At 44.6% G+C, this 12116-nt stretch carries 10 protein-coding genes; 8 read left to right on the top strand and 2 right to left on the bottom strand.

Going from position 1 to position 12116, the window contains the following annotated elements; all coding sequences use genetic code 11:
• Positions 1–15 precede the first annotated feature (15 nt).
• Genes RBB12_RS03575 through RBB12_RS03560 form a run of 4 tightly spaced genes read left to right on the top strand, consistent with a single transcriptional unit; the run spans position 16 to position 6665 of the window.
• Complete coding sequence (locus RBB12_RS03575) at positions 16–621, top strand: TetR/AcrR family transcriptional regulator (protein WP_179383409.1); 606 nt, start codon at positions 16–18, stop codon at positions 619–621.
• Positions 622–1953 carry a TolC family protein gene (locus RBB12_RS03570; protein WP_179383408.1) on the top strand — a complete coding sequence of 444 codons (1332 nt, stop codon included), beginning with the start codon at positions 622–624 and terminating at the stop codon, positions 1951–1953. It abuts the gene before it with no gap.
• A gap of 23 nt (positions 1954–1976) precedes the next feature.
• A complete protein-coding gene (locus RBB12_RS03565) occupies positions 1977–3161 on the top strand; it encodes an efflux RND transporter periplasmic adaptor subunit (protein WP_306012822.1) in 1185 nt (394 codons plus the stop codon).
• A 9-nt stretch (positions 3162–3170) separates the two neighbouring features.
• The gene (locus RBB12_RS03560) at positions 3171–6665 is read left to right on the top strand and encodes an efflux RND transporter permease subunit (RefSeq protein ID WP_306012821.1); all 3495 of its coding nucleotides are present in this window, start codon (positions 3171–3173) and stop codon (positions 6663–6665) included.
• A 70-nt stretch (positions 6666–6735) separates the two neighbouring features.
• Here the strand turns inward: RBB12_RS03560 and RBB12_RS03555 are convergent, their stop codons facing one another.
• Complete coding sequence (locus RBB12_RS03555; protein ID WP_179383405.1) at positions 6736–7086, bottom strand: toxin-antitoxin system YwqK family antitoxin; 351 nt, start codon at positions 7084–7086, stop codon at positions 6736–6738.
• A gap of 364 nt (positions 7087–7450) precedes the next feature.
• Between RBB12_RS03555 and aspS the strand changes: the two genes are divergently transcribed.
• From aspS to RBB12_RS03535, 4 genes are all read left to right on the top strand, one after another.
• Positions 7451–9199, top strand: coding sequence for an aspartate--tRNA ligase (gene aspS / locus RBB12_RS03550; protein WP_306012820.1), 1749 nt, complete (start codon positions 7451–7453; stop codon positions 9197–9199).
• A gap of 61 nt (positions 9200–9260) precedes the next feature.
• Positions 9261–11045 carry a chloride channel protein gene (locus RBB12_RS03545; RefSeq protein ID WP_306012819.1) on the top strand — a complete coding sequence of 595 codons (1785 nt, stop codon included), beginning with the start codon at positions 9261–9263 and terminating at the stop codon, positions 11043–11045.
• A complete protein-coding gene (locus RBB12_RS03540; protein ID WP_179383402.1) occupies positions 11042–11302 on the top strand; it encodes a hypothetical protein in 261 nt (86 codons plus the stop codon). The genes RBB12_RS03545 and RBB12_RS03540 overlap by 4 nt, the downstream gene beginning before the upstream one ends.
• An 83-nt stretch (positions 11303–11385) precedes the next feature.
• Entirely contained in the window at positions 11386–11580 is a 195-nt protein-coding gene (locus tag RBB12_RS03535) for a cold-shock protein (protein WP_127140550.1), read from the top strand.
• A 54-nt stretch (positions 11581–11634) separates the two neighbouring features.
• Here RBB12_RS03535 and RBB12_RS03530 read toward each other — a convergent pair whose 3' ends face one another.
• Positions 11635–12084 (bottom strand): nucleoside deaminase, encoded by a 450-nt coding sequence (locus tag RBB12_RS03530; RefSeq protein WP_179383401.1) that lies wholly within the window; start codon positions 12082–12084, stop codon positions 11635–11637.
• Positions 12085–12116: the final 32 nt, after the last annotated feature.

Raw genomic sequence — 12116 nt, 5'->3', positions numbered from 1 at the left:
CATTTGCCACCGATTATGAGGGAGACGATTATACAAAAAGCAACTGAAATGTTCTTAAACCTAGGCTTTAAGAGCGTAACCATGGACGATTTGGCCCATGAGATGGGGATGTCCAAAAAGACCATCTATTCACATTTTAAGAACAAAACGGAACTGGTGGAGGAGTCGACCATGACCATGTGTGATTTCATTACTTGCGGAATAGACAACATCGTAGAACTGAAAAAAAACCCAATTGAAGAACTGTACGAAATCAAAAGATTTGTGATGGTACATTTAAAGGATGAGAAATCCTCCCCTCTGTACCAATTACAGAAGTATTATCCCAAGGTCCATGCCACCCTTAAGGAGAGGCAGTATAGTTCCATGCACGGCTGCGTCATCGAAAATGTGAAACGAGGCATGCAAATGGGCATCTACCGTGACAACCTCAACGTGGAATTTGTTTCCAGAATTTATTTTTCCGGGGTCATGAGCATTAAGGACAATAACCTTTTCCCTACCAAAATTTTCAACAAAGTGGAGCTGCTGGATTATTATCTGGAATACCACCTCAGGGGCATTGTAACCCCAAAAGGAAGACAAATACTCAACTCAATCATCAATTCAAATCAAGAATAAATGCGACAAACACTAATCACCTTACTATTTATATTGCCCTGGTTGGCATCTGCGCAGGACTCCATACCGAGTTTTAGCTTAGATCAGGCCATCACCTATGCATTGGAGCACAATTATACTGCCCAAAATGCAGAAAGGGATATCCTTGATGCCCAAAAGCAAAAATGGGAGACCATTGCATCGGGATTGCCCCAGATCAATGGAGCGGTAAGCTACCAAAACCAACTAAAGCAACCCGTGGCCCAGATTCCCGCTGAATTTTTTGGTGGAGAACCAGGCACTTTTCAAGAAGTGGTCTTTGGACAGCCGCAATCCATTGCCGCCACTGCAACCTTGACCCAACAGATTTTTGATGGATCGTACATCGTGGGCGTCCAGGCCACCAAAACCTTTTTGGATTATAGTCAGAACAACAAGGAAAAAACCGAACTGGATGTTCGTAAATCGGTGGTAGAAGCCTACGGCAACGTATTGTTGGCCCAAGAAAGCGTGCTGATTTCCGAAAAGAACAAAGCCACTTTGGAGGAGAACCTCTACGAAACCAAACGTATTTACGAGAACGGACTTGGAGATGAGGAGAGCGTGGACCAATTGCAGATTACGTTATCATCGGTTGAAAATCAGCTTAAAAATGCCCGGCGGATGGAGAAAATCACAAGGCAAATGTTGAACCTGGTGCTTGGACTCCCTATTGAGGCCCCAACGGTTCTGACCGAAAATCTGGATGACCTTACCCAAAAGCAAATTGATTTAGGCCTTATCGATTCCGAATTTGACATAGAGAACAACGTAGATTTTAAAATGGCTGCCAACCTCAACGAACAACGCTTCCTTGAGTTAAAATTGGCCAAGAGCAGAGCGCTTCCCACCTTGAACGCTTTTGTCAACTATGGGGGAAACTCCTTCAGCGATCGTTTCAATTTTTTTAGCAGTGGGCAGCAGTGGTTCGGTTCCTCTATTTTAGGGGTAGACCTCAACATTCCTATCTTCAGTTCCCTGCAACGAAGCGCCAGCACCCAACGTGCCAAGATTGCCTTGGAAAAAGCCAAAACCCAATTCACCGAAACCCAATCACGTATTCGTCTTCAACTGGAAACGGCCAAGAGCGATTATATTCTGGCCATTGAACAATATGGCACTTCCAAAGACAATCTGGACCTGGCCGAACGCATCGAAAAAAAGAACCAAATCAAATATTCCGAAGGTCTGGCTACCAGTTTTGAATTGAGACAGGCACAGACGCAGCTATACAACAGTCAACAAGAATATCTACAATCCATGGTCGACGTGATCAATAAGAAAACGGCGTTGGAAAACATTATAAATCAATAAACAAAGGAGAAAACCATTCCATCATGAAAAAAGCTATATATATCACAATAACCACCTTGGTCCTCGCTTCGTGCGGCAGCGGCAGCGGTAATTCTGTAGAAAGTGTAATCGCCAGTAAGGATGTAGAGGCCATACGCGCCAAACGGAATTCCGTCACCGAAGAACTGAAGGCGTTGGAATCACAAGTAAAACAATTGGACGAGGCCATCGGTGAACTCGAGGACAACACAAAATTACCTTTGGTTTCCGCACTAACCGTAGAGCCACAACAGTTTCAACATTATTTGGAATTGCAAGGAGATGTAATGACCGACCAAAACGTTTTGGTATACCCGGAAATGGCCGGTACCCTTTACCGTGTTTATGTAAAAGAAGGCCAACGTGTATCAAAGGGGCAATTGCTGGCCTCCATTGACGATGGTGGACTCTCCAGCCAATTGGCTCAGTTAAGGACCCAGGCCGAGCTGGCGAAGACCACTTTTGAGCGTCAAAAGAGACTTTGGGAACAAAATATTGGTTCGGAAATACAGTACCTACAGGCCAAAACGCAGTATGAGGCCCAACAGAGCGCCGTGAAACAATTGGAAAGCCAAGTAGGGAAATCTTCTATCCGTGCTCCTTTCTCAGGGATTGTGGACGATATTATAAAAGATCAAGGTACCGTGGTAAGCCCAGGACCTGGTTCAGAGATTTTCCGAATTGTCAATCTATCCGATATGTACATTGATGTGGAAGTACCCGAAAGCCACTTACCCAACGTAACCCCAGGCAAAGAGGCAGAGGTCTATTTTCCCGTTTTGGGAGAGAGCATCACTACAAAGGTGCGTCAAACCGGCAACTTCATCAATCCGAGCAACCGATCTTTTAGTGCGGAGATTCCCGTGCCCAACAAGACTGGAAATGTAAAGCCCAATTTGACGGCCAAGGTAAAAATCAACGATTATACCAACGAGAATGCCATTTTAATCCCCCAAAGTGTGGTTTCGGAAAATGCGGAAGGGGAACAATATGTGTACCTGATTAGCGAGGAAAACGGAGAGGTGATGGCCAGAAAATCCATTATAACTCCCGGTAGAACCCAAGGTGATTATTTGGAAGTACTCGAAGGAATCTCATCCGGCAGTCAGGTCATTGTAGAAGGTGCCCGTAGGGTACGAGATGGACAAAAAGTTCAGGTGATCGATTCAACTACAACAGCCAAAAACTAATTCAGGACAATGAAAAAAGCTGAAAAAAACGCAAATAAGGAATTTCGCCTATCATCGTGGGCCATAGACAATCCGTCTGTGATCTATGTGATGATCGGTCTGTTCTTCATCATAGGGCTATCTGCCTATTTTTCCATGCCGCGGGAAGATTTTCCTGAGGTAGAAGAAACGAAGATCTACGTAAGCACCGTTTACCCGGGGAATACGGCGGAGGATATGGAGCGATTGATTACCGACCCTTTGGAAGATGTGTTGAAAAACATCAGTAATGTGGTCGAAATCACCTCGACCTCCCAAGAGGATTATTCCATGATCGTTGTGGAGTTTGATGAAGAAATTGCCGTGGAAACCGCCAAGCAAAAAGTAAAGGACGAAGTGGACTCGGAAAAAGCAGGTGAAGATTGGCCTATTTTCAATGGGGCCAAAGTAGAACCCAATGTGTTCGACCTCAACCTCGCCGAGTCGTTTCCTATCATGAACGTAAACCTTACCGGGGATTATCCGGTGGAAAAACTAAAGGAGTTCGCGGAGTATCTGGAAGACGAAATAGAAGACCTCCCACAGATCAAAGAGGTTGACATTAGGGGCGCACAGGAAAAAGAAGTCGAAGTAGCCGTGGATGTGTACAAAATGATGGCATCCCGTGTAAGCTTTGACGACGTGATCCAAGCCATTGCCAATGGCAACATGACAATGTCCGCAGGTAACTTGATTACCAGCGGCCAGCGAAGGACCATTCGTATTTTGGGTGAAATAGAAAACCCTTCGGAACTGGAAAACTTTGTGGTAAAATCCGAAAACGGGGCCATCTATCTGCGTGATATTGCTACCGTCACTTTCTCGGAAGAAGACAAAACCACCTATGCCCGTGAGCACGGTAGTCCTGTAGTGATGTTGGACATCAAAAAACGTTCTGGAAAAAATACCATCGAGGCTTCGGACCTCATCCGTGACCTTGTTGATGAGGCTAGGGAAAACTACTATCCCAAAGACCTTACGGTAACCATTGCGAATGATTCGTCCAGCAGGACCTTAAATCAAGTGGACGACCTAGTGAACAACATCATCTTCGGGATTATCCTCGTGGTGACCGTTCTCATGTTCTTTTTAGGATTCCGCAATGCACTTTTCGTTGGTTTTGCCATACCCATGTCCATGTTCATGTCCTTCATGATCTTGTCTGCCATGGGCTACACGCTCAATACCATGATTCTGTTTGGTTTGATCATGGGACTGGGTATGCTGGTGGATAATGGTGTAGTGGTGGTCGAGAACGTTTATCGACTCATGGAACAAGAAGGCATGTCCCGCAAGGAAGCTGCCAAAAAAGGGATTGGGGAAATCGCCATCCCGATCATTATTTCTACGGCAACCACAGTGGCGGCCTTTGTGCCACTCGGAACATGGCCAGGTATCATGGGAGAGTTTATGATCTTCTTCCCGATTACGCTCTCCGTGGTTTTGGGTTCCTCCTTGTTCGTGGCCATTTTTATGAACTCCATGCTCGTTTCCCAGTTTATGCAGATTGGGGAAAAAGAGCTCACCAGAAAACAGTTGATTCGATTGAGCATCATTTTGGGAGGATTTGGATTGTTTATCTACTTTGTGGGCGGACAAGTTCGGGGACTCGGTACCTTAATGATCGTTGTGGCCGCCATGTTCTGGATCTATAAGTATTTCCTTAAACCTTCCGCCCGTCGTTTCCAGACCAAGAGTTTGGTGCGATTGGAAAACTTCTATGAAAACCAATTGAAAAAGGCGCTAAGAGGAAGAAATGTGTACTGGTATTTTGGCCTTACCTCCCTTCTTCTGGTTCTTTCTTTTGTGTTCTTTGGGATATCGCTACAAACGCAACGTACCAAAGTGGAGTTCTTCCCAGACAATACACCTAATGAAATTTATGTATACATCGAATATCCACAGGGAACCGATATCGAGAAGACCAATGCCATTACAAAGGATATTGAAAGTAGGGTATATGGGGTAACCGGTCGTAGCAAATACAACGATGGTGATTTTAACTATTTGGTTCAATCCAGTGTATCCCAAGTAGGTAAAGGTGCGGAAAACCCCTTTACCGAAGGAGGTTCCGCAGCGGAGATGCCGCATCGTGGTAAGATTACCTTGTCCATGCGGGAATTCAAATACCGTAACGGATTGGATACGGAAGAGCTTAGGCAGCAGATTCAGGATACCTTGACCGGCGTATATCCCGGGGTTACGATTTCGGTAGAAAAAGATGCGGTAGGACCCCCTGCTGGATACCCCATCAATATTGAAATTGAAGGTCAAAACTATGACACCCTCATCAATACGGCCGAACGCATGCGAAATTACATCAACAGCAAAAATATTGCTGGAATCGAGGAGCTTAAGGTCGATGTAAACAAGGGCAAGCCTGGAATGCAAGTTGTTGTGAACCGAGAAAAGGCCGGCGAACTTGGAGTGTCCGTGGGTCAAGTGGGCCAGCAACTACGTAGATCCATTTTTGGGGACAAAGCCGGTATTTATAAAAAGGATGGTGAGGATTACAACATCAACGTAAGGTTTGATGAGGACATCCGCTACAATACCAGCGCCTTGTTCAACCAGAAAATAATCTTTAGGGACCCTTCCAACGGGCAGATCAAGGAAATTCCAGTATCTGCCGTGGCCGACCAAAAGAACACCTCTTCCTTTAGTGCCATCAAGCATGTGGACACTAAAAGGGTGGTGACCGTATACTCGGCCTTGAAACCCGGCTTTACCGATGCTGCGGCCATTGTTGCGGAAATACAGGAAGAAATGCAGGAGTTCAAAGGACTGCCCGAGGGAGTCAAAATTGATTACACCGGACAAATAGAGGAGCAAGAAAAACAAATGGCCTTTTTAATGAGCGCCTTCTTTTTGGGACTTGGATTGATTATGTTGCTTTTGATTTTCCAGTTTGGTGGAATTTCCAAACCAGCCATTATTATGATGGCCATTTTCCTCAGTTTTATCGGAGTATTCGGTGGTTTGATCATCACGGGCTGGCCCTTTGTGATCATGATGACCATGATGGGTATCATCTCCTTGGCCGGGATTGTGGTGAACAATGGTGTAGTGCTATTGGATTATACCCAAATCTTGATCGACCGTAAAAAAGTTAAACTAGGTATTTCTGACGACGATCTATTGAGTCGAGAAGATGTGACAGAAGCCATAATTGTCGGAGGAAAGGCGCGTTTACGGCCCGTATTGCTAACGGCCATTACAACGGTATTGGGCCTTATCCCGTTGGCCATTGGTCTGAACATCAACTTTGTGAGCCTCTTTTCAGATTTTGACCCTCAAATATACATGGGAGGTGACAATGTGATTTTCTGGGGACCTTTGGCATGGACCGTGATTTTTGGTCTGGTAGTGGCTACGTTCCTCACACTGATCATTGTACCGGTATTGTTCAATATTTCGTACAGGTTAAAAATCAGAATCCGTAGTTGGACCTCAAAACACGAAACCCCAGAGGTGGTAACGGAGTAAATCAGGATATACAGAAAGAAAAAAGCCCCGACCAAATGGTCGGGGCTTTTTTCTTAAACACTGATTTTAACTATTGGTTGACCGTAACGGCATCGCCTTGGCTCCAATTTTTTACTTGTGCAACGCGGTTATCTGAATAATCCACCTCGCTCAATTCATCATTTTGCCAGAAAAACCATTTTCCGGTCTTTACGCCATTGTCGTATTGGCCAGTGGCAATTTTTTTACCTTCAACATTGAACATTACCCAGTCACCATGTAACTTTCCGTTCAACATATAACCGGTTTGGGCGATTTCGCCGTTGTCATGAAAATAAGTGGCTTTCACCATTTTTCCCATTTTCTCAAAGGTCGGTTCAGTATCTTGAGCAGACACCCCAACCACAAACATCACCGCCAAAAATAATACTGCTTTTTTCATATTGTATGGGATTTAATATTGTTAATACCTAATTGATAACGTAACAAAGATACTTAAATTTTACATTAATAACACATTTAAGTAACATTTAGTTTACATTAAGTTAACATTAAAATTCTAAATTATTGTATGTCAGTATGTTAAATGTATTGTAAAACTCACTTCTGAAGATATTTTACCCGACTTTTTAACCATTAATCGTATCAAAAGCCACTATTATGTAACCTTAATGTTAACTTAAAGTTACGTAATTATTTGTTACCAACGTTCATTACCCACCTAAAAGCGTCCAAAACAGAAAAAAGGCATATCCCCTAAAAATTACACACATTCCTATTAAATTTGCGCTCTCATAACAAGCAGTATGTACAGAAGCAATACTTGTGGTGCCCTTAGGGCATCGGACATTGGAACAGAGGTGGTTTTAAGTGGATGGGTGCACAAGCTACGTGACAAAGGTTTTGTGGCCTGGGTGGACCTTCGGGACCGCTATGGCATTACCCAATTGGTCTTTGATGAGGAGCGCACCTCAAAAGAGCTTCTGGACAAAGCCAGGGAACTGGGTCGTGAAACCGTGATACAAGCCAAGGGCGAAGTCATCGAACGCGCTTCCAAAAACCCAAATATTCCAACCGGGGAGATTGAAGTATTAGTGAAAGAGCTTACTATACTGAATACCTCTTTGCTCCCTCCTTTTACCATGGAAGATGAAACTGATGGTGGCGAGGACATCCGCATGAAGTATCGCTATTTGGATATCCGCAGGAATCCGGTAAAGAACAAGCTTATCTTTAGGCACAAGGTAACGATGGAGGTAAGAAAATATCTATCGGACCAAGGCTTCATCGATATTGAAACCCCTTATTTGATCAAATCCACCCCCGAAGGCGCAAGGGACTTTTTGGTGCCCAGCCGTATGAACGAGGGACAGTTTTATGCCTTGCCCCAGTCGCCACAAACCTTCAAGCAACTGTTAATGGTAGGTGGTATGGACAAGTATTTTCAAATTGTGAAATGCTTTAGGGACGAAGACCTTCGTGCCGATCGCCAACCAGAGTTCACGCAAATCGACTGTGAAATGGCTTTTGTGGAACAGGAAGACATTCTTAATACTTTTGAGGGCTTGACCAAGCATCTGTTAAAGGAAATCAAAGGTGTTGACGTAGCAGATTTTCCCAGAATGACCTATGACGATGCGATGCGACTATACGGTAACGACAAACCGGACATTCGTTTTGGAATGCAGTTTGGCGAACTCAACCCAGTAGCGCAGCACAAAGATTTTAATGTATTCAACTCGGCCGAACTGGTAGTTGGGATTGCCGTCCCAGGTGCCGCTTCGTATACCCGAAAGGAAATAGACGGCCTCATCGACTGGGTGAAGCGTCCACAAGTGGGAGCCAAAGGAATGGTCTACGTAAAGTGCAATGAAGACGGCACCTACAAATCTTCCGTGGACAAGTTTTATGATCAGGATGATTTGGCCCAATGGGCCGAGGCAACAGGGGCAAAAGCCGGTGACCTTATCTGCGTACTTTCGGGCAACACCAACGAAACACGCACCCAATTAAGTGCGCTTCGTATGGAATTGGCGACACGCTTGGGCCTCAGAAAACCAGATGAATTTGCTCCGCTTTGGGTAGTGGACTTTCCATTATTGGAACTGGACGAAGAAACAGGAAAGTACCATGCCATGCACCATCCATTTACCTCACCAAAACCCGGTCAGTTGGAATTGTTGGACACCAATCCGGGAGAGGTTAAGGCAAACGCTTACGACTTGGTACTGAACGGAAACGAAATTGGAGGTGGTTCCATCCGGATCTATGATAAGGAAACCCAAGCCACCATGTTCAAACATTTGGGCTTTACCCCAGAAGAGGCCAAGGCGCAGTTTGGATTCTTGATGGATGCCTTCCAGTACGGTGCCCCCCCACACGGAGGTATTGCTTTTGGTCTGGACCGATTGGTTGCCATTTTGGGCGGACAAGAAACCATCAGGGACTATATTGCCTTTCCAAAAAACAACAGCGGACGCGATGTCATGATCGATGCGCCAGCCAACATAGACGACGAGCAATTAAAGGAACTCCATTTAAAATTGGACTTGTGATATATCAAAATCCCGCTCACTGCGGGATTTTTTAATACTTTTATTAGTAGTATATACCTCAATGCCCTACAGCAACAAAAAACTGTTTACCCGATTTCTTAAATGGCGATATAGAAACATCTCCAACAGGACCTTTATTCAATTGATGAGCCTGATGGTGGGTTTCCTCGCTGGAGCCGTTGCGGTGACCTTAAAAAACACCACCTATTTTATAGAGTCCCTTCTAAAGAAGGGAATTGTGTTCTCCGAAAACCAGCTATACTTCATATTGCCTACCATTGGGCTTACCTTGGTGTACCTCTATGTCAAATTTGTACACAAGGAACCGCTACAGCATGCCGTTTCATCCATCATATTTTCACTGTCCAAGAAAAGGGGGTTGCTTCGGATAAAGGACATCTATACACCATTGATAACCGCTCCCCTTACCGTTGGATTTGGTGGTTCTGTAGGTTTGTTGGGGCCGGCTGTCAAATCAGGTTCGGCGGTGAGTTCCAACTTGAGCAGGCTTTTTCATATTGATGCCAAAACCCGGACTTTATTGGTGGCCTGTGCCTCGGCCGGGGCCATAGCCTCTATTTTTCAATCGCCCATTGCTGCCATCATATTTGCAGTGGAAGTGTTTACGCTGGACCTCACGATGCTGTCCATGCTGCCCCTGCTGCTTGCCTCTATTTCGGGTGTGTTGACGTCCTACTTTTTTCTGGGCAACGAGGTACTGTTCAGTTTTTCCCTCTCCGAAGGCTTCCAACTGAACGATACTCCCTTTTATATTCTGTTGGGTGTGGGGACTGGTTTTGCCTCCATCTATTTCACCAAAATGTACTTTTACATCTTGTCCCTTTTCAAAAAACTGAAAAGCCCCAAATACAAACTATTGGTCGGAGGCATTACCATCGGGGTTATGCTTTATGCCATTCCCCCACTTTATGGTGAAGGTTTTGGCTTTATCAACAATCTCTTGGATGGAGACCATCTCAAGGCTTTGGGCACCACCCCTTTTGATGCCTATACCAATAATATTTGGGTAGTGATTGCCCTTCTGTTCGGCATTACTATTTTTAAGGCTATCGCCATGACGACTACCATTGGTGCCGGTGGTGCCGGAGGGGTTTTTATTCCTACCATGGTCATGGGCAGTGCACTGGGCAACGTCGTGGCCAAGGTAATCAATAATCTAGGGCTAGGTTTCTCGGTATCGGAAAGCAACTTCACCTTAATTGGCATGTCGGGGCTCATCGCTGGGGTGATCCATGCGCCATTGACGGCCATATTCCTTATTGCGGAAATTACGGGAGGGTATCAGCTTTTTGTGCCCTTGATGATTACTGCTGCCATTTCATACTTGATCACCAAGAACGCGCTCGACTATACCATTTACACCAAAGAACTCGCCAAAATAGGTGCCTTATTGTCACACAATAAAGACCAAATGGTCCTTGGGCTGATGGAAATGGACGATGTGATCGAAAAAAACTTTAAGCCCGTCCACCCCAAAATGTCTTTGGGAGAAATGCTGCACCAATCGGTTTCCAAGTCCAAAAGAAACCTTTTCCCCGTGCTGGACGATGACAAAAAGCTCATCGGAATCATCGTGTTGGACGACATTCGCCCCATGATGTTCGATACGGAGCTCTACGATACCATTTATGTTAAAAATTTGATGCATGCCCCGCCAGAGGTTATCTTTTACGAGACGGACAATATGAAACAGGTGATGAAAAAGTTTCAGGACAGCGGCGCCTGGAATTTGCCCGTCATCAAAAAAGGAAAATACGAAGGCTTCATTTCAAAATCGAAAATGTTGACGGCCTATCGCAGAAAATTGATCAATTATTCCCAATGAAAATCAGACTGAAACATATCATATTTATCATTATGCTGTTATCCTTAGGCTCCATAGGCTATGGGCTTACGTTGGAAGACAAGCACCCCCAAGCACCCAAGTACATCGGTGGGGGAACCGTTGGACTTTTTTTGGTGGCCATGCCACTTTTTCTTTGGAAGGAAAGTAGGTTTAAAAACATGAAAGATTACATGTTAACCAAGGAAAATATTATAAAAATGCAAGAAAAAGAACGTAAAAACACTGAAAATCAATAATTTTCATAAGATTTAAACTTCTTTTCATCCAATCAGTCATAAAAAAAACTACTTTCGTGTTTTAACATTTTATTTATTTTTTAATGACTGGTACAGTAAAATTTTTCAATGATTCCAAAGGGTATGGATTCATTACAAACGACGACACAGGAAAAGACATCTTTGTTCATGTTACAGCATTGAACGGGGTGGAATTGAACGAAGGCGACAAAGTAGAATACACAGAAGAAGAAGGAAGAAAAGGAGTGGTTGCTGCAAAAGTGCAGGTAATCGGATAATAATATTTTATTTTGATTTGATTTAGAAACCCCGGCAGTGCTGGGGTTTTTTATTTAGTTCAGGTTCCGTCGCTGGATAAAAAACCGTTTTAACAGCTCGGAGGCTTCCTTTTCCAGTATCCCCCCGACCACCTCAGTTTTGGGATGCAGATGTCCGCCCATCACATTGAAGCCCCGTTCCAAATCCGACGCACCATACACCACCTTTGATATTTGGCTCCAGTACAAGGCCCCTGCGCACATTTGGCAGGGTTCCAAGGTCACATACAAGGTGCAGCCCTGAAGGTATTTACCGCCCAAAAAATTGGACGCAGCGGTAATGGCCTGCATTTCTGCATGTGCGGTAACATCCTTTAGGCGTTCCGTAAGGTTGTGCGCCCTACCTATGATTCTATTGTTCACCACAATCACCGCACCGACCGGTACTTCTCCCCGTTCAAAGGCCATCTCGGCCTCCTGGAGGGCCTTCTTCATAAAATAGGTGTCGTCAAACGGGTTTTCCACAATTTTTGCATCAATTTCATCAGATTGCTAAG

The organism is Allomuricauda sp. MMSF_3307 (genome assembly GCF_030733585.1).
In the GTDB taxonomy this organism is placed as follows: Bacteria; Bacteroidota; Bacteroidia; order Flavobacteriales; family Flavobacteriaceae; genus Flagellimonas.
This window is presented reverse-complemented; position numbering and strand designations above follow the sequence as displayed.

What these genes read in the sequence shown, in the direction of transcription:
- RBB12_RS03560 (WP_306012821.1), top strand. Translation starts at nt 3,171, where the DNA reads ATGAAAAAAGCTGAAAAAAACGCAAATAAGGAATTTCGCCTATCATCG.
- RBB12_RS03545 (WP_306012819.1), top strand. Translation starts at nt 9,261, where the DNA reads ATGCCCTACAGCAACAAAAAACTGTTTACCCGATTTCTTAAATGGCGA.
- RBB12_RS03535 (WP_127140550.1), top strand. Translation starts at nt 11,386, where the DNA reads ATGACTGGTACAGTAAAATTTTTCAATGATTCCAAAGGGTATGGATTC.
- RBB12_RS03575 (WP_179383409.1), top strand. Translation starts at nt 16, where the DNA reads ATGAGGGAGACGATTATACAAAAAGCAACTGAAATGTTCTTAAACCTA.
- RBB12_RS03565 (WP_306012822.1), top strand. Translation starts at nt 1,977, where the DNA reads ATGAAAAAAGCTATATATATCACAATAACCACCTTGGTCCTCGCTTCG.
- RBB12_RS03540 (WP_179383402.1), top strand. Translation starts at nt 11,042, where the DNA reads ATGAAAATCAGACTGAAACATATCATATTTATCATTATGCTGTTATCC.
- RBB12_RS03555 (WP_179383405.1), bottom strand. Translation starts at nt 7,086, where the DNA reads ATGAAAAAAGCAGTATTATTTTTGGCGGTGATGTTTGTGGTTGGGGTG.
- RBB12_RS03570 (WP_179383408.1), top strand. Translation starts at nt 622, where the DNA reads ATGCGACAAACACTAATCACCTTACTATTTATATTGCCCTGGTTGGCA.
- aspS (WP_306012820.1), top strand. Translation starts at nt 7,451, where the DNA reads ATGTACAGAAGCAATACTTGTGGTGCCCTTAGGGCATCGGACATTGGA.